Raw genomic sequence first — 16,805 nt, 5'->3', positions numbered from 1 at the left:
CCCTCGAGGATGCCGGCCCCTTGATAATGCGCCGGAAGCTAGCGTTTGCCCGTATCAAAGCAAGGCGGAATCTGCGCCCTTCCCCCGCCCAGATTGGCCGTCTACACACCGCGACCATGTCCACGACCTTCCAGCTCGATACGTCGACCAGCCGCGCCAATCCGACCCCGCAGCCGATGAAGCGGCTCACGGTGCCCAAAATCCGCGCGCACAAGAAGGATGGCTCGGTCGATGAACCGCTCGTGATGCTGACCGCTTATACCGCCCGCACCGCTCAGCTGCTCGACGCGCATTGCGATATCCTGCTGGTCGGGGATTCCCTGGGCCAGGTGATCTATGGCCTGCCTTCGACCATTCCCGTCACTCTCGACATGATGGCCAACCACGCCGCGGCCGTCGTGCGCGGCAGCTATCACGCAGTGGTCGTCGTCGATATGCCTTTCGGCAGTTACGAGCGTTCGCCCGAACAGGCCTTCGAGAGCGCCTCGCGCCTGCTGAAGGACAGCGGTGCGGCAGCGGTGAAGCTGGAAGGCGGGGCGCAAATGGCCGAGACAGTCCGCTTCCTGAATGAACGCGGCATCCCGGTGATGGGCCACGTCGGCCTCACCCCGCAGGCGGTCAACGTGCTCGGCGGCTACATGGCGCGCGGGCGTAGCGATGCCGAAGCGGACAAGATCGTGTCCGATGCCAAGGCGCTCGACGAGGCGGGAGCCTTCGCCATCGTCGTCGAAGGCGTGGTCGAGCCGATCGCGATCGACGTTACCAAGGCGGTTTCATGCCCGACCATCGGCATCGGCGCCTCGTCGCAATGCGATGGCCAGGTACTGGTCACCGAGGACATGCTCGGCATGTTCGAGCGGGTTCCGCGCTTCGTCAAACGCTACGAAGACATGGCGAGCGTCATCTCGAAGGCCGCCGAAACCTATGCCTCGGAAGTGCGTTCACGCACTTTCCCGGGCGAAGAACAGACTTACCAGCCCAAGACCTGAAGGCCCCTGCCCCATGGCGACACTGCTGCGCTTCTACAAATTCTCTTTCCTGTTCACGCTGTTCTGCCTCGGCCTCGCGGTCTGGTATGGCTGGGCGAGCACCGGCTCGGTGGGAGGAACATTGTCGCTGCTGTGGATCGTCGTGGTGCTGGCAGTGCTCGAAATCTCGCTCAGCTTCGACAACGCCGTGGTGAACGCCTCGGTTCTGAAGGACATGGACGACGTATGGCAACGGCGTTTCCTGACCTGGGGAATCGCCTTCGCGGTCTTCGGAATGCGGATCGTCTTTCCGCTGGCGATCGTCGCGATCGCAGCCGGCCTCGGTCCGATCGAGACGATCAACCTGTCGCTCAACGATCCTGCGGAATACGAGCGTCTTGTCAGTTCGGCCCATGTCGGCATCGCAGGCTTCGGCGGCGCATTCCTGGCGATGGTCGGATTGAAGTTCTTTTTCGATGCCGACAAGGAAGTGCACTGGATCCGCAAGGTGGAAGAGTTCCTCGCGAAGTTCGCGGCTCTTCCCGCCGCCGAGATCGCGCTGCTGCTGCTGGCGCTGTGGGGCATTTCGACGTTGCTGCCGGATGAGGAAGCGCTGACCTTTCTCATTGCCGGTATCTTGGGTCTCGTGACTTTCATCGCGGTCGAGGGGATCAACGCGCTGCTCGAACTGCACGAGGAAAAGCAGAAGCTTGCAGGCGCGGCCGTGCGCAGCGGGCTAGGCGGATTTCTCTATCTCAACGTGCTCGATGCCAGCTTCAGCTTCGACGGCGTGATCGGCGCATTCGCCCTGTCGAACAACATGGTCGTCATCGCGCTGGGCCTGTCGATCGGCGCGATGTTCGTTCGGTCGATGACCATCCACCTCGTGAAGAAGGGCACGCTTGCGCAATACCAGTTCCTCGAGAACGGGGCGTTTTGGGCCATCATCGTGCTCGGCGCGATCATGCTGCTGTCGGCGAAGATCCATATCCCGGAAACGATCACGGGACTGATCGGTGCAATCCTGATAGGGCTCTCGCTGTGGTGGTCGGTCCGCCACAATCGGCGGCACGGCGTCAGTTCCTCGCCAGCCGTGCCAATCGAGTAGCGAGCGGCGCCGCCAGCACCAGCTGCAGAAGGTGGTACAGCAAAAGCGGCGCGATCACGAAGCCGGCGGTTGTCGGGGGGAACAGGATTGCCGCGAGCGGAGCCCCGATGGCCACGCTCTTCTGTGATCCCGCGAACAGGAAACTGATCCGGTCGGGCAGCGGGTAGCCGAGCATCCTTGCGCCGATCCACGCAGCAATATTGGCGAGCGCGAGGAACAGGACGACTGTTGCGACCAGCCAGGCCCAGCTCTCCGCATCGAGATCGCCGAGCAGGCCTTGCGAGACAGCACCCGACATGGCGACGTAGACGGCGAGCGCGATGATCCCGCGATCGAGCCAGACGATCTTGGACTTGTGCGACTTCACCCACTCGCCGGTCCAGCCCTGCACCACCTGCCCGATTGCGAAGGGCAACACCAGGATCAGGCCGATCTTCACGATGACATCGCTGCCCGCGGCGACGGCCTCGCCCCCGCCGAGCAATGCGAACAGCGGTGCAGTCACGAATACCCCGAGGATGTTCAGCAAGGCCGCCCCGATCACCGAGAGCGCGACATTGCCGCCTGCCAGCGTCGAATAGGACGTGGCCGATTGCACAGTGGAAGGTAGCGTACCGAGAAACACGAAACCCAGCGCCACCAGCGGTGGAAGCGTCAGGCTCGCGAGTCGCGACAGCCCCAGCCCCATCAGGGCCATCGCGCCGAACACGAACAGCGTCAGCGGGAGGAAGAACCGCCAGTTGGCGAGCCCGCGCGCGATATCGCCACGCGGGACGCGCATCCCGTTGACGAGAAACAGCACGAAGATCGCGACGTTGGAGACTTGCTGCGCTGCAGTGCGCGCCTCGCCGGCGACCGGCAGCAATACGGCAAAGCCGGTTGCCAGCACCAGCATGACCACCATCGGATCGGCAAGGATTGCGAGACGTGAACGCATCCGCGGCCCACTGCCTTCAACTCTGCGTGCTGTCGAGTGCGCTCAGGCGTGCAGGTCGTATTGCTTGAGCAGGTCGTAGAGCGTTGGACGGCTGATGCCGAGCATCCGGGCGGTGCTGGAAATATTGCCTTCGCTTCGCGCTAGGGCGTGGCGAATGATCTTGCGATCGGCCATCTCGCGGGCGCTCTTGAGGTTCAGCGCATCGAGTTCCGCCTCGGCCGGGTCGGTTAGATCGAGGTCGCCGGCGGAAACCAGCTTCCCATCGGCCATGATGACGGCGCGCTTCACGCGATTTTCAAGTTCGCGGACATTGCCCGGCCAGGGCCACGCGTCGATCGCGGCCAGTGCATCGGGCGCAAAGCCCTTGATCGCCGGGTTCATCTCGCTCGCAAACCGGTTGAGGAATGCCCTGGCGAGCAGCGGCGCATCGCCCGGACGCTCGCGCAGCGACGGGATCGTGACGACGATCTCAGCCAAGCGGTAATAGAGGTCCTCGCGGAAACTGCCTTCCTGGATCATCTTTTCCAGGTTCTGGTGGGTCGCGCACACGATCCGCGTGTCGACCGCGATTTCCTTGCGGCCCCCGATGCGCTCGATCGTGCGCTCCTGCAGGAAGCGCAACAGCTTGACCTGCAAGGGCAGCGGAATGTCGCCCACCTCGTCGAGGAACAGAGTGCCGCCGTCGGCGAGTTCGATCTTGCCCTCGGTCGTGCGAACGGCACCGGTAAACGCGCCCTTCTCGTGCCCGAACAGCTCGCTTTCGAGCAGGTTCTCGGGGATCGCGGCGCAGTTTATCGCGACGAAGGCACGGTCGCGCCGCTCGCTCGATTCGTGAAGCCCCTTGGCGAGCAGTTCCTTGCCCGTTCCGCTCGCCCCGAGCAGCAGCACCGAGACGTTGGTATCGGCGACGCGTTCGATGGTCCGCGCGACCTTGAGCATTTCCGGCGCGCTGGTGATGAGACCGCCCAGCACGGTGTTCTCTTCGCCTGCGCGCGCTGCCAGCTTGCGGTTCTCGGCCTCGATCTGGGCAAGGTTGCAGGCCCGGCGCACGATCAGTCCGAGAGCCTCGATATCGACCGGCTTCTGGTAGAAATCGTAGGCCCCGCGCTCGATCGCCTGCAGCGCGCTTTCACGTGCCCCGTGACCCGAGGCGACCACCACCTTGGTCTGGGGCCGCAATTGCATGATCGCGTCCAGCACCGCGAAGCCCTCGCTCGTCCCGTCGGGATCCGGGGGCAAGCCGAGGTCGAGCGTGACGACGGCCGGCTCTTCCGAGCGGAGCAGTGCCAGCGCGGTGTCGCGATCGCCCGCGATCAGGACTTCGAAATCCTCGTAGGCCCACTTCAGCTGGGCCTGCAGGCCCTCGTCGTCCTCGACGATCAGCAGTTTGGGCAGGGCTTGGGTTTTCTTCTCCGGCATCAGGCGACCTTCTGGATGTCTGTGTTTTCGGGAGCGAGGAAGGTGGCGGTGGCGCTGAGCGGGAGGCACAGCGAAAAGCGCGTTCCCAGCCCTTCCCGCGATTCCACTTCGAGCCGCCCGCCCATCGCACGGACCAATTCGCGCGCCTCGAACGCGCCGATGCCAAAGCCATCGGGCTTGGAGGACACGAATGGTTTGAAGAGCCCGGACCGCAGGAAGTTCGGGCTCATGCCATGGCCGGAATCCGCTATGTCGATCCGGCCCAGCACCCCGTCGTTCGAAACCTCGAGGTAGACGGTCTGACCGGCCTCGCTCGCGTCGATAGCATTCTGCACCAGGTGCGCGATTGCCTGCTCCAGCGCTTCCCGATCGCCCGAAGCCTCGCACGGCTCGGGGGCCACGACGACGACCCTGTGCTGCCCGTCGTAACGCGCAGCGATCGCACGGGCGATCCCTCCCAGCTCGAGCTTGTCGCGCTGCGGCGCGCTGTCCGTGCCGTACCGGCCGAGCCGCGCGAGCAGATGATTCAGCTTGTCCGCGCTGTTGCGCAGCGTGACGAGCATATCCTCACGAAATTCCGGCTTGTCGGCGTGCTTTTCGGCATTGCGGAGCAGGAGCGACAGCTGGCTCGAAAGATTCTTGATGTCGTGCATGACGAAGGCGATCCGGCGATTGAATTCGTCGAACCGGCTTGCATCCATCAGCGCCTGCTGGCCGGAATATTCCGCCAGGTAGCTGGCCAGCTGCTGGCCGACCACGCGCAGCAGGTCGAAGTCTTCCCAATCGAGCGAGCGCGGATGAGGTGGCCGGGCCAGCACCACCACGCCGACCAGGCGGTCGAAATGCGACAGCGGCACCAATGCCCAGGCCCGGCGATCGGCATGTAGCCAGGCGGGGACCAGCGCCATTTCGCCATGATGGTCGCGCCCCTGACGGGTCTCGTCGAGATCGAGAATGAAGCTTTCGCGCTCGAGCAGGTCGCCCAGGTCCTCGGGCAAGGCCTGGCCTGGCACTTCGAGCGAGGGCCACTGCCAGCGTGCAGCCAGTTCGAGCGAGCCATCGTCGGTCGGCGTGAGAAGCAGTCCCGAGGGACTGTCGGTGATGTCCGCCACCGCCTGCACCGCGCGTTCCTGCAGCGTAAGCGCGCTGTTTCCGCCGCTGCCGATAGTCGCGTTGAACCTCAGCCATTCCGCACGATAGTCGTAGCGATGCTGGAAGAAATGCTTGGCCGCCGTCACGCGCAACCAGGCGCGCATGCGATGGGATGGCAGCCACAAGAGCGCTACCGTGGTCGCGGCGACCACGAAGCCGACCTGCGTCAGCCGGCTCATGTCGCCCACGAACAGGCTCAGCCACCGCGCGATCACGATCATGCCCAGCAGGTAGATGCCGATCACGACCAGCGAGAGAGTACGGAAAGCAACCGCGCGCGACGGGCGAAAAGCCATGCCGGAGGAACTCGCCCGCGTGCTGATCGCGACCGGGAGAGCGACGATGGCGGCAATGAGCCCGTGGAATGCCGCAAGCTCGACCGGCAGCGATTTTCCGAGCCAGGCAATCGTGTAGTAATTGAGATCGAACGCCCACATCGCAGCGAGGCCTGCCGCGCTCCAGCGCAGCATCTGCCGCGAAGCCGTAGCCGCCCCCGCGTAGAGATTGTGGAGCAGCATCAGCGCACCGACCGCGACGAGGAGGTGCAGCAGGCGCGCCGATTGCGCGGTCAGCAGCGAGATCTCTCCCGTTGCCGCGATGTTGCGCTCGACAAAGCCGAGCAGTGGCTGGAGGCACACCACCAGCGCTAGGACGACGACTACCGGCCGCACCGGGGCCATGCTCGCATCGCGCCCGTCATTGGCGAACAGCCGCAGCACGACCACCAGCCACGCTAGTGTTCGCGCGGCTTCGGTGACGACCGCGAGAAACGACAACGGACCGAACGAAGCGACGGAAATGCACCACAGCGCTGTAAGGCACAGCGCGCCGATGATGGCAGCACGTTCGGGACGGGCCTTCTCGCCGCGGCGATAGACCCAGGCAGCCGCACTGATGCTGACGATGGCCCCGAGCATGTGGAACAACGTGCCCACGACTGCCGACCATCCATCGACCGGAATGCTCACGAGATCGCCCCGCGCACCGGCGCGGCCTCTGCAGATTGGCAGTATCGGAAAGGCAGCATCAGCCGGTCTTCACCCTCGTTAACCCGGCATTCGGATTAATCGTAAGGTATGAAATGTCGGTAAACTTTACAGCCTCAGGCGCGTCGAGAGGCTGGCAGGGATCCGAACCCTTACCGTCCGACGGCGGCGAGGACAGCGAGCGCTACAGCGAGATAGCCGATCAGGACCGGCGAGACGCCATGCAGCGAGTCAGGCGACAGCACAGTCATACGCCATCGCCCGGCTCGCTCGAGCGCGTCGTAATCGGTGCGGTTCCAGTCTGCCATGCCAAGCTCCCGTGTTCGAGAGCCTGCTCCACACCAGTGCGCTTAGCCTTTTGCTTATGAAAAGGGTGAACCGACGCTTCATGAGACGAGACGAGGCGGAGCAGCGCCCTGCCCCGCCTCGCTCGTCATTGCTGGCGATGAATTAGTCAGCAGCGCCCTGAATCGCGTCGCCGGCTTCCTGGGCGGCGTCACCGACCTGGCCTGCTGCGTCACCAACGCTCTCGGCTGCGCCCGCGATGGCATTGTCCTTGGCGACTTCCGAATTGCTCATGTTCGAGAACAGGAAGACCGCAGCAATCGCCGCGATCACCAGCACCACGAGAAGGATGATGCCGCCACCGCTCTTGCGCGGCGCATCGTCATGCGTGACGGTGGTGGTCGTATGCGTATTGCCGGTCGGCGTCTCGACGGTCGTAATGCGTTCTTCTGTCATGGGAATCTCCCTATGTTATCGCGGCAGAACGCGGGCCGGCTACCTGCGGTTCCCGTCGCAGCTTGGTTCGCTCAGCGGGAGCCGAAGGAAAACGGCGCGACCGAGCGCGTGACGGGGTCGAAGTGCAACGCCGTGGCGCGCGGCGGAAGGCTGCGCTGGCGGCAGTTTTCCCGAAAGCAGCGTGCGCATCCCAATCCGACCGGCTGGGCCTTGGCCGGATCGAGGTCGACGCCTCGCGCATGCGCGAGTTCGCCGGCGAGCCTGGCCTCGATGCCAACTACCACGCTGAAGCGCGCACCCTCGGCGCCATCGGCGGCCGTGATCGAACGGGCGAGCGTGAACCAGTGCGACGGCGCCGCGTCCGACCCGGCCAGCTCGATCTGCTGCACCTGCAGGCGATCGGGCTGTTCGAACGCCTGATGCACGTTCCAGAAGGGGCAACTGGTATCGCTGTCGAGCAGTGTCGTGCCGCTGGCGCCGACGAAGCGCTTCGAGAACTGGCCGGCGCGATCGATCCGCGCCATGAAAAAGGGCAAGCCGCGCTGCCCCACCCTCTGCAGCGTGGTGAGGCGATGAGCGAGTTGCTCGAAACTCACGCCGAAACGCCGTTGCAGCACGGTGAGATCGTATCCGGTCGCATCGCAGGCGCGCAGGAAGCGGCTGTACGGCATGATGAGGGCGGCGGCGAAATACCCGGTCAGATGCCGTTCGAACAGCGCACGGGCGGCCTCGTCGGAAAAATCGGGTCCGCGCGCGATATTCGCGATCTCCTCCCGCTTCTCGAGCTGGGCGAGCTGTGTCGCCACCTGGAAGTTGCGTGCCGAGGGCGGCAGCATCTCGTTTATCTGCAGTTGCCGGGCGTGAAGATCGAGCCGTCGCAGCAGATCGGGCATGACCTCGCGCGGCAAGATTCGCACTGCCAGCTGGTGCTTGTCCCGCAGGCGTTCCGTCAGGGCGACGCCGATATCGCCGCGCGACAGGCGCAATTCGTCGGCCAGTTCTTCCGCATCGCGATCGAGGTCGGGGAAGTGGTTGCGCCACCGCTCGATCTCGCGGCGTGCCTCGTCCAGGGGATCCGTGCCCACGATGCCGCCCTCGCCCGACGTATCGTAAAGACGCGCGAATGCGGCTGCGGCTTGCGGTGCCTGCGAAAGGAACTCGGCAATGTCGTCGCGATCGATCCCGAGATCGGCGAACCGTTCGTCCTGGAAGCGGCGGACGAGACCGGCAACGCCGCCGATGCTCTCGTCCTCGCGAAACCCGCGTGGATCGAAATCGAACCGGTCGACGACCTGCATCATCACGCGCGCGGTCAAAGGGCGCTGGTTGCGCTCGATCAGGTTCAGATAGCTCGGCGAAATGCCGATACGCTCAGCCATCGCGGCCTGCGTCATCCCCTCCTTGCGGCGCAGGCGACGCAGGGCAGCCCCGGCAAAAACGGCATCATCGGCCATGGTTCACCTGTAAAGCTATTTACACATTTACACAGAACTTGGTCTAAATGCGCTCGTAAGACAAGATAGTTTGTAACTTTTCCTGTCGAATCGCTGCATGCTCCGGCATTTGGATTGCAACGGCGCACTGCCGATTCCCACTCCCCAAGGAGCGTAACCATGACCTACCAAAACACCATCACCGACCTGCAGAAGCTGATCAAGGACAACGGATCGTCGTGGGCCGCGATCGATGCCGAAAGCGCAGCTCGCATGAAGCTGCAGAACCGCTTCAACAGCGGCCTCGACATCGCCAAGTACACTGCCAGGATCATGCGCGAAGACATGGCCGCTTATGATGCCGACACCGCGCAGTACACGCAGTCGCTCGGCTGCTGGCACGGCTTCATCGGTCAGCAGAAGCTGATCAGCATCAAGAAGCATTTCGGCAGCACCAAGCGCCGTTACCTCTATCTCTCGGGCTGGATGGTCGCCGCGCTGCGCAGCGATTTCGGTCCCCTGCCCGACCAGTCGATGCACGAGAAGACCTCGGTGCCCGCGCTGATCGAGGAACTTTACACCTTCCTCAAGCAGGCCGACGCCCGTGAACTGGGCGGCATGTTCCGCGATCTCGATACCGCGCGCGAGCGCGGTGACGAGGTGGAAACGAAGCGCCTCGAAAACGCGATCGACAATTACGAAACGCATGTCGTGCCGATCATCGCCGACATCGATGCAGGGTTCGGCAATGCCGAGGCGACCTACTTGCTCGCCAAGCAGATGATCGAGGCCGGCGCCTGCGCCATCCAGATCGAAAACCAGGTGTCGGACGAAAAGCAGTGCGGCCACCAGGACGGCAAGGTTACCGTTCCGCACGAAGACTTCCTCGCGAAGATCCGGGCGGTCCGTTATGCCTTCCTCGAGCTCGGCGTCGACGATGGCGTGATCGTGGCGCGCACCGACAGCCTCGGTGCCGGCCTGACCAAGCAGATCGCCTATGTCCGCGAAGAAGGCGATCTGGGCGACCAGTACAACAGCTTCCTCGACTGCGATGAAGTCGATCCGGCATCGATTGCCAACGGCGATGTCTACATCAGCCGTGACGGCAAGCTGCTGAAGCCCAAGCGCCTGCCTTCGAACCTGTTCCAGTTCCGCCCCGGCAGCGGCGAGGACCGCGTCGTGCTCGACTGCATCACCTCGCTCCAGAACGGCGCCGACCTTCTCTGGATCGAAACCGAGAAGCCGCACGTCGAACAGATCGCCGGCATGGTCGACCGCATTCGCGAAGTCTGCCCCAACGCCAAGCTGGTCTACAACAACTCGCCCAGCTTCAACTGGACGCTAAACTTCCGCCAGCAGGTGTTCGATGCCTGGGAGGAGGCCGGCAAGGACGTGTCCGCATTCGAGCGCGACAGGCTGATGAGCGTCGATTACGACGACACAGAACTGGCCGCCGAAGCCGACGAGAGGATCCGCACCTTCCAGGCCGATGCGGCCAAGCGTGCCGGCATCTTCCATCACCTGATCACGCTGCCGACCTATCACACGGCCGCGCTGAGCACCGACAATCTCGCCAAGCGGTACTTCGGCGAAGAAGGAATGCTCGGCTACGTCCAGCAGGTCCAGCGCCGCGAGATCCGCGAAGGCATCGCCTGCGTGAAGCACCAGAACATGGCCGGCTCCGACATCGGGGACGACCACAAGGAATACTTCGCCGGCGAAGCAGCCTTGAAAGCGGGCGGCGCGGACAACACGATGAATCAGTTCGAAGCGGCCTGATCGCTTCGCCAGACTGAGGAGATTTCGACATGAGCGATGAAAGCACCGGACAGAAGGAACCCGCCCGCGCCAGGGCGCTGTTCTCGACCGCCGATTTCAAACTGCTGCGGCGTGCGCTCGAAAGCCACGCCAAGGCCACCGAGGACCGCGAGGAACTCGCCAAGATCAACGCATTGCATCACCGGCTGGGCACCTACACGCCGAGCTGACACCAACTCCTGGGGAGGAGAAGACGGTCGTCGGAGCGCCCCCAAGCTCCGGCGGCCGTCATTTTTTTGTGGGGCCAGGTAAATTCAGCCGCCGCTAGCGGGCATCAGGTCGATCGCCGCGGCGGACAGCGCCTCGGCAGCGGTGGCGATCACCTTCTCCGCATCGGGAGCCCAGAAGGGCGAATGAAGCGACGGCATGGTGGCTTCGCCCGCCGCGACCTTGTCGAGCAGGGCCTGCGGCGTTCCGCTGACCCAGAAGATCACCGATTCGATATTCTCCGGGTCCTCGCGCCGGTAGCGCCCGAAATCCTCACCGCCAGTGGTCGGCGGCATCACCGCGACGCGATTTTCGCCGAAGCGCTGCTTGAACTGGCCGATCAGCTTCTGCGTCAGCTCCGGATCGTTGTACGTGGAAGGGGTAAATTCGTCCTTCACGGTGACGACCGGCATCAGGTCTTCCGGTACGCCGGAAGCCATCGCCTCGCCCTTCGCGATCCGGCCGATCCCGTCGAGCAGGGCCTTGCGCGTCTCGTCGGAATAGCTGCGCACGGTCAGCTGCAGTTCCGCCTTGTCCGAGATGATGTTGTGCTTTGCGCCGGCATGGAAACTGCCGACAGTGACGACCGCCGGGTCGATCGGGCTCGTTTCGCGGCTGACCAGGGTCTGCAGCTTCATCACGATCGCGCTCGCCAGGACGATCGGGTCCTTCGTGGTGTGCGGCTGCGCGCCATGCCCGCCGATGCCCTTCACCGTCACATCGACCGAATCGACATTGGCCAGCGCATAGCCCGGCGTCGCGCCGATCATGCCGGCAGGTGCCGGCGCCGCCGCATCATGGAAAGCAAGAGCGTAGTCCGGCTTGGGAAAGCGCGTGAACAGGCCGTCCTCGATCATCGCGCGCGCGCCGCTGCCGATCTCCTCGGCTGGCTGGAGGATCATGACGAGCGTCCCGCTCCAGGCCCCCTTGTTGGCAACAAGCCTGCGCGCCGCGCCGATGAAGCCCGCCATATGGGTGTCGTGGCCGCAAGCATGCATCACCCCGGTTTCGACGCCGGCACTCGACACCGCGCGGACCTTGCTGGCGTAAGGCAGGCCGGTCTGCTCGATCACGGGCAGCGCGTCCATGTCGGCGCGGATCATCACTGTCGGGCCATCGCCGTTGCGCATCACCGAGACCACGCCTGTCTGCCCGACGCCTTCGGTCACTTCGAAGCCGAGCGCTTTCATGCGCGCGGCGAGCTTGGCCGCGGTCTGGTGTTCCTGGAAGCTCAGTTCGGGATTGGCATGGAGGTCGCGATAGAGGTCCATCAGCATCGGCATGTCGGTCGCCACCTCCGCCGCCAGGTCTTGCGCCTGTGCCGGTGCGCATACGGCCATTGCCGCGCTTGCCAGAATCCATCTTTTCATAATTGCTCCCCCGTTTTCGTGCCGATCACCCCATGCCGTAACTGATCACCAGCAGGACCGACAAGGTCGCGGTCATCAGGATCACGAGCGGCACGCCCGTGCGGATGTAGTCTTTGAATTCGTACGACCCCTCCGCCATGATCAGCATGTTCGTCTGGTAGGCGATGGGTGTCGCGTAACACAGGTTGCAGCCGAACAGCACGGCCAGGATCAACGGCTCTGCCGGCAAGCCCAGCTGGGTCGCGATATTGTAGGCGATCGGCGTGCCGACCGTCGCGGCAGTCGCATTGGAAGCGAAATTCGTCAGTAGCGTCACGAACAGCATGATCGCGGCGAGCACCATTGCCGGCGGCAGAAATTGCAGGCCCAATGCGAGCGCCGTGCCGAGCCATTCGGCCGCCCCACTTTCTAGGATGATGCGGCCGATCGCGATGCTCGCAGCGACCAATACGATCACCTTGGCCGAAAGCGCGCGCCCGACGCGGTCGAACTTGACGCAGCCGGTCAGGAACATGGCGATCGCTCCGGCCAGCGCCGAAATGGCGATCGGCAGCAGCCCGACGGAGGCCGTGCCGACGGCACCGACCATGATCGCGGCCGACAACAGCGCCTTCGAGCGGCGGGGCAATTCCTGCGCCCCGTCCAGCGTAAGCAGGCTGTCGTTGCGCGCAAACTCCTGCAACTCCTCGTTGAGGCCCATTACCAGCAGCACGTCGCCTTCCTGGATGCGCAGGTCGCCGCCGGTCGAATACTGTTCCTTTTCGCCCATTATGCGATTGGGGCGATGAATCCCGAGTACGGCCACGCCGTAGAGATCGGCGACGCCGGATGTCGGCAGCGTCCGGTTGATCAGGCGCGAATCGCCCGTCACCGTCATCTCGACGACGGTGATGTCCTCGCGCCGCTGCGACGAGGACCGCCGAATGCGGTCGAGTACCCAGGCGGGCGCGACCTCGCCCTTGAGTACGCGCATCGCGTCTTCGAGCGCTTCGTGCGTGCCCGAGATATGAAGCCGCTGCTGACTGGAGAGCGGGCCTTCGGGCTGGTCGTGAAAAGTGATGCTTTCGGGCAGGTTCGGGATCACGCTGGCGAGTTCCTGCCCGTTCAGGATGCTCCCCTCGCCGATGCGAAGGCGTGTGTGGAACCGGCGCTTCACACCGGCCGCCTCGACGCGGTTGTCGCCCAGCAGCCGCGGCATGACGAGCCACAGGTAAGGCAGCGCCACCAGCGCAGCGATCAGCACGATCGGCGTGTAGTGAAACACGCTCATCTGCGGCATTCCCAGATCGACCGCGATCGAGACGACCAGGATGTTCGTAGACGTGCCGATCGTCGTCGCCATCCCGCCGATAAGCACGGCGGCATTGAGCGGAATCAGCGTCTTTGAAGCCGGCATCGCCCCGCGCGAGGCAAGCGCCACGAATATCGGCATCAGCAACACCAGCACGGGCGTATCGTTGACGCCCATCGACAGCACCATTGCCGCCACCAGCGACACGAGCAGGCCGATCTGAAGGTTGAACTTGAAGATGCGTTCGAGCAGGCGCGCGGCTGGCTCCAGCGCCCCCGTGACGACCAGCCCGCGGCCCATAATCATCAACGCGCAGATGGTGATCAGCGCGTAATGACCGAAGCCGGCAAAGGCGAGCTCCAGCCCGTCGGTCGGCTCGGTGCCCGGCAGCGGAAAGAAATACAGCCCGACCGCGATCACCGCGATCGTCACCAGCGACACGATCTCGACCGACAGCCGTCCCCGCGCGAACGCCACGAACATCGAGACCGTGACGGCCATGGCAGCCAGTGCGTGGAAGGAAGGGACGCCGAGCATCGTTGCGATCGTGAATCCCAGAGGGGCTGCGGCTTTGCAAGGAGTTTCGCGCTTCCGGTGCGGAAGCGGGAATGCGGAAACCCTGGTACCCCTGGCCGGACTCGAACCGGCACTTCGAAGAAACTCGATTTTGAGTCGAGCGCGTCTACCAATTCCGCCACAGGGGCACTGATGCGGGAGCGCGGCTGTTAGCCGTGACCCCGCGCGGCATCAAGCCTTCCGCTTCACTCGATCGCGCTACTTGAGAGCGTTGACCAGCGACTTGTGCAGTTTGGAATGAAGGCCGTCGTTGGCCGCGAGAACCTGCGCGTCGTGCACCGGGTTCGAGCGACCGCGGAAGTCGGTCACGAAACCGCCTGCCTCGCGCACCAGCAGCGTGCCTGCTGCCGTGTCCCACGGCTTGAGATTGCTTTCCCAGAAGCCGTCGAACCGACCGGCTGCGACCCATGCGAGGTCGAGCGAGGCCGCGCCGAAACGCCTGATGCCGGCCACCTGCGGGCCGAGCGCCGCATAAATCTTGGTCCATTCGACCGGGTCACCCGCACCCTGGAACGGAATTCCGGTTGCAATCAGCGAATCCGAGAGCTGGCGGCGCGACGACACGCGCAGCCGACCGTCGTGAAGCCATGCTCCGCGGGTCTTTTCCGCCCAGAAGGTTTCGTCGGTGATCGGCTGGTAGACGACCGCCGCGATCACGTCGCCCCAACCCTTGCCATCGAGGCGCGGTTCCTGCGCCGCGATCGAGATCGCGAAATGCGGGATGCCGTGAAGGAAGTTGCTGGTTCCGTCGAGCGGGTCGATGATCCAGCGCGGAGCACCCTCGGCGCCCTCGATCGTGCCGGCTTCCTCGAGCTCGAAACCCCAGTCCGGCCGGGCCTGCAGCAATTCATCGTAGATCGCGCGCTCGGCACGGATATCGGCCTTGGAAACGAAGTCCGCAGGACCCTTACGGCTCACCTGGAGGTGCTCGATTTCGCCGAAGTCGCGCCGCAACCGGCCACCCGCCTTGCGGGCAGCCTTTTCCATCACGCGAATGAGACCGGAGATTGCAGCCATCAGCTAGACCTCAACTGGCCTTGCCGACGTAGGACTGCTCGTAGACGTCGACGACTATCCGCGTACCGCTCTCGATGTGCGGCGGGACCATGATGCGCACGCCGTTATCGAGCATCGCGGGCTTGTAGCTGGAAGAGGCGGTCTGGCCCTTCACCACTGCATCGGCCTCGACAATCGTCGCTTCGATCTGCGAAGGCAGTTCGACGCTGATCGGCTTCTCGTCCCACAGTTCGAGCATGACTTCCATCCCGTCCTGCAGGAACGGGCGGGCGTCGCCCAGCAGGTCGGACGGCAGGTTGATCTGCTCGTAGGTGTCCTTGTCCATGAAGACGAGCATGTCGCCATCCTCGTAAAGGAACTGGTAGTCCTTGGTGTCCAGCCGGACCTTTTCGACCGTGTCGGCGCTGCGGAAGCGCACGTTGGTCTTGCGGCCGTCCTGCAGGTTCTTCATCTCGACCTGCATGTAGGCACCGCCCTTGCCGGGCTGGGTGTGCTGGATCTTGGCGACCTTCCAGATGCCGCCTTCGTATTCGAGAATGTTGCCGGGACGGATGTCCACGCCGCTGATCTTCATGAGAATGAGCTTTCGATTGTGCGAGTGCGCGGGATGATCCGCGGATGCGCGGCGCGCCTTAGCCTAGCGCTGCCGGTGCGGCAAGGCTGGCGATGTGCGATCTGGCCAGCGCATGGCGGTGATGATACGCGAGACAGCATGACGATTTGCCGCATCTCGATCGCAATCGCCGCCCTTCTGGCGGCAACCCACGCCGCCGCCGCGCCCGGCGGGCCGCTGCGAACCTTGCCGCGCGGGCATTATGATTGCGCCTTGCCGGGACTGGCCGGGAATACTCCGATCGTTGCGCGCGACGATCAAAACTTCAAGGTCGTCAACGGGTCGAGCTACGAACGCGATGGCAAGCGCGGAACCTATCTGCACACCGGGACCCGGGTGGTTTTCACCTCGGGTGTCCTGCGCGGCGAGACGTTCGAACGGGTTTCCCAAACGATGTTGCGGCAACGGATGGCGGACGGCACACTGGGCGAATTGCGCTGTGTGAAACGCGGCAGCTGACCCTTCAGCGGGTCAGCAGCGGATAGGGGTTGAGCGCATTGGCCGGCTCCCACCACTCCGCCCCAGGCGTCGTCCGCATGATCGCAAAGTGGAGGTGCGGCGCGTCAGGCGCGGCATTGCCCGTAGAGCCGACCGTGCCGAGACGCTGGCCGCGAGCGATCTTCTGACCTTCCTTCAAACCCGGCGCATAATCGGCCAGGTGCGCGTAGTAATGGATGGTCTGCCGGTCGGGTGAGCGCACGTAGATCGTCTTGCCGCCCGCATCGGACAAGAACAGCTTCTCGATCGTACCGGGCGCGGCCGCCACCACGCTGGTCCCTTCCGGCGCCATGATGTCGATCGCTTCGTGCAACCGGCTGCCGCTCCCGCGCGAATCGGTGAAGGTATCGGACAGTTCGCTGGCACGGATATTGAGCACCGGGATCATCAGGTCCCGCGTTTCCGACGCTGCCGGATTGCTCGCACCGCCGCGGTCCAGCGGCGGAGCAGCCGTGCTGCGCGCGACGGTGCCGTTCTCCCGGTCGACCACCCCCGGCCCCGTATCGGGGCTCGGGGCGGCCTCGGCCGGCCTGACCGACTGGTCGCCGCGCATGGTCGACGTATTCTCGATGATGCTGCCACCCGCCACGATCCACACGGCGGACGTCGCGGTGGCAGTAATCACGATGGTCAGGAGGCGGTCGATGATCCCCATGTCTATCGTTCTACCG

General features: G+C 64.2%; 16 protein-coding genes and 1 tRNA gene. 5 read left to right on the top strand and 12 right to left on the bottom strand.

Annotated elements, in window-relative coordinates; translation table 11 throughout:
* Positions 1-116: 116 nt before the first annotated feature.
* Both panB and GRI48_RS00865 read left to right on the top strand, forming a co-directional pair.
* The gene (panB, locus tag GRI48_RS00870; protein WP_160670033.1) at positions 117-989 is read left to right on the top strand and encodes a 3-methyl-2-oxobutanoate hydroxymethyltransferase; all 873 of its coding nucleotides are present in this window, start codon (positions 117-119) and stop codon (positions 987-989) included.
* A 13-nt stretch (positions 990-1,002) separates the two neighbouring features.
* Positions 1,003-2,076, top strand: a complete 1,074-nt coding sequence (locus GRI48_RS00865) for a DUF475 domain-containing protein (protein WP_202389158.1) — start codon at positions 1,003-1,005, stop codon at positions 2,074-2,076.
* Here GRI48_RS00865 and GRI48_RS00860 read toward each other — a convergent pair.
* The 6 genes from GRI48_RS00860 to GRI48_RS00835 form a co-directional block, all read right to left on the bottom strand.
* Positions 2,045-3,013 carry a bile acid:sodium symporter family protein gene (locus tag GRI48_RS00860; RefSeq protein ID WP_160670030.1) on the bottom strand — a complete coding sequence of 323 codons (969 nt, stop codon included), beginning with the start codon at positions 3,011-3,013 and terminating at the stop codon, positions 2,045-2,047. The two genes, GRI48_RS00865 and GRI48_RS00860, sit on opposite strands and share 32 nt — an antisense overlap.
* 42 nt (positions 3,014-3,055) lie before the next feature.
* Complete coding sequence (gene prsR / locus GRI48_RS00855) at positions 3,056-4,432, bottom strand: PEP-CTERM-box response regulator transcription factor (protein WP_160670027.1); 1,377 nt, start codon at positions 4,430-4,432, stop codon at positions 3,056-3,058.
* Complete coding sequence (gene prsK, locus GRI48_RS00850; protein WP_337190741.1) at positions 4,432-6,552, bottom strand: XrtA/PEP-CTERM system histidine kinase PrsK; 2,121 nt, start codon at positions 6,550-6,552, stop codon at positions 4,432-4,434. Before prsK ends, prsR begins: the two co-directional genes overlap by 1 nt.
* A gap of 170 nt (positions 6,553-6,722) precedes the next feature.
* Positions 6,723-6,878 (bottom strand): hypothetical protein, encoded by a 156-nt coding sequence (locus tag GRI48_RS00845; protein ID WP_160670024.1) that lies wholly within the window; start codon positions 6,876-6,878, stop codon positions 6,723-6,725.
* 142 nt (positions 6,879-7,020) lie between these two features.
* Complete coding sequence (locus GRI48_RS00840) at positions 7,021-7,311, bottom strand: hypothetical protein (RefSeq protein WP_160670021.1); 291 nt, start codon at positions 7,309-7,311, stop codon at positions 7,021-7,023.
* Positions 7,312-7,382: 71 nt separating this feature from the next.
* Positions 7,383-8,765, bottom strand: coding sequence for a helix-turn-helix domain-containing protein (locus GRI48_RS00835; protein ID WP_160670018.1), 1,383 nt, complete (start codon positions 8,763-8,765; stop codon positions 7,383-7,385).
* A 159-nt stretch (positions 8,766-8,924) separates the two neighbouring features.
* Here GRI48_RS00835 and GRI48_RS00830 point away from each other — a divergent pair, with 159 nt between their 5' ends.
* Positions 8,925-10,523, top strand: a complete 1,599-nt coding sequence (locus GRI48_RS00830) for an isocitrate lyase (protein ID WP_160670015.1) — start codon at positions 8,925-8,927, stop codon at positions 10,521-10,523.
* Between the two features lie 29 nt (positions 10,524-10,552).
* A complete protein-coding gene (locus tag GRI48_RS00825) occupies positions 10,553-10,732 on the top strand; it encodes a hypothetical protein (RefSeq protein ID WP_160670012.1) in 180 nt (59 codons plus the stop codon).
* A gap of 84 nt (positions 10,733-10,816) precedes the next feature.
* Here the strand turns inward: GRI48_RS00825 and GRI48_RS00820 are convergent, their stop codons facing one another.
* The 5 genes from GRI48_RS00820 to efp form a co-directional block, all read right to left on the bottom strand.
* Positions 10,817-12,139 carry an amidohydrolase gene (locus tag GRI48_RS00820; protein ID WP_160670009.1) on the bottom strand — a complete coding sequence of 441 codons (1,323 nt, stop codon included), beginning with the start codon at positions 12,137-12,139 and terminating at the stop codon, positions 10,817-10,819.
* A gap of 25 nt (positions 12,140-12,164) precedes the next feature.
* Positions 12,165-13,967 (bottom strand): SLC13 family permease, encoded by a 1,803-nt coding sequence (locus tag GRI48_RS00815; RefSeq protein ID WP_160670006.1) that lies wholly within the window; start codon positions 13,965-13,967, stop codon positions 12,165-12,167.
* A gap of 83 nt (positions 13,968-14,050) precedes the next feature.
* Positions 14,051-14,134: transfer RNA gene (locus GRI48_RS00810), tRNA-Leu, on the bottom strand.
* A gap of 70 nt (positions 14,135-14,204) precedes the next feature.
* Positions 14,205-15,023, bottom strand: a complete 819-nt coding sequence (locus tag GRI48_RS00805; protein ID WP_160670003.1) for an inositol monophosphatase family protein — start codon at positions 15,021-15,023, stop codon at positions 14,205-14,207.
* Between the two features lie 10 nt (positions 15,024-15,033).
* Positions 15,034-15,597, bottom strand: a complete 564-nt coding sequence (gene efp / locus GRI48_RS00800) for an elongation factor P (RefSeq protein WP_160670001.1) — start codon at positions 15,595-15,597, stop codon at positions 15,034-15,036.
* Between the two features lie 138 nt (positions 15,598-15,735).
* On the opposite strand from efp, the gene GRI48_RS00795 reads away from it, so the two are divergent.
* Positions 15,736-16,095, top strand: a complete 360-nt coding sequence (locus GRI48_RS00795) for a hypothetical protein (protein WP_237451671.1) — start codon at positions 15,736-15,738, stop codon at positions 16,093-16,095.
* 4 nt (positions 16,096-16,099) lie between these two features.
* Here GRI48_RS00795 and GRI48_RS00790 read toward each other — a convergent pair whose 3' ends face one another.
* Positions 16,100-16,789, bottom strand: coding sequence for a M23 family metallopeptidase (locus GRI48_RS00790; RefSeq protein ID WP_160669998.1), 690 nt, complete (start codon positions 16,787-16,789; stop codon positions 16,100-16,102).
* Positions 16,790-16,805: the final 16 nt, after the last annotated feature.

The organism is Qipengyuania oceanensis (assembly GCF_009827535.1).
Classification (GTDB): Bacteria; Pseudomonadota; Alphaproteobacteria; order Sphingomonadales; family Sphingomonadaceae; genus Qipengyuania_C; species Qipengyuania_C oceanensis.
The sequence above is the reverse complement of the archived record's forward strand: the minus strand, read 5'-3'. Positions and strand labels throughout refer to the sequence as shown.

Coding starts and splice junctions, on each gene's coding strand:
- panB (WP_160670033.1), top strand. CDS start 117: ATGTCCACGACCTTCCAGCTCGATACGTCGACCAGCCGCGCCAATCCG.
- GRI48_RS00865 (WP_202389158.1), top strand. CDS start 1,003: ATGGCGACACTGCTGCGCTTCTACAAATTCTCTTTCCTGTTCACGCTG.
- GRI48_RS00860 (WP_160670030.1), bottom strand. CDS start 3,013: ATGCGTTCACGTCTCGCAATCCTTGCCGATCCGATGGTGGTCATGCTG.
- prsR (WP_160670027.1), bottom strand. CDS start 4,432: ATGCCGGAGAAGAAAACCCAAGCCCTGCCCAAACTGCTGATCGTCGAG.
- GRI48_RS00845 (WP_160670024.1), bottom strand. CDS start 6,878: ATGGCAGACTGGAACCGCACCGATTACGACGCGCTCGAGCGAGCCGGG.
- GRI48_RS00840 (WP_160670021.1), bottom strand. CDS start 7,311: ATGACAGAAGAACGCATTACGACCGTCGAGACGCCGACCGGCAATACG.
- GRI48_RS00835 (WP_160670018.1), bottom strand. CDS start 8,765: ATGGCCGATGATGCCGTTTTTGCCGGGGCTGCCCTGCGTCGCCTGCGC.
- GRI48_RS00830 (WP_160670015.1), top strand. CDS start 8,925: ATGACCTACCAAAACACCATCACCGACCTGCAGAAGCTGATCAAGGAC.
- GRI48_RS00825 (WP_160670012.1), top strand. CDS start 10,553: ATGAGCGATGAAAGCACCGGACAGAAGGAACCCGCCCGCGCCAGGGCG.
- GRI48_RS00820 (WP_160670009.1), bottom strand. CDS start 12,139: ATGAAAAGATGGATTCTGGCAAGCGCGGCAATGGCCGTATGCGCACCG.
- GRI48_RS00815 (WP_160670006.1), bottom strand. CDS start 13,967: ATGCTCGGCGTCCCTTCCTTCCACGCACTGGCTGCCATGGCCGTCACG.
- GRI48_RS00805 (WP_160670003.1), bottom strand. CDS start 15,023: ATGGCTGCAATCTCCGGTCTCATTCGCGTGATGGAAAAGGCTGCCCGC.
- efp (WP_160670001.1), bottom strand. CDS start 15,597: ATGAAGATCAGCGGCGTGGACATCCGTCCCGGCAACATTCTCGAATAC.
- GRI48_RS00795 (WP_237451671.1), top strand. CDS start 15,736: ATGACGATTTGCCGCATCTCGATCGCAATCGCCGCCCTTCTGGCGGCA.
- GRI48_RS00790 (WP_160669998.1), bottom strand. CDS start 16,789: ATGGGGATCATCGACCGCCTCCTGACCATCGTGATTACTGCCACCGCG.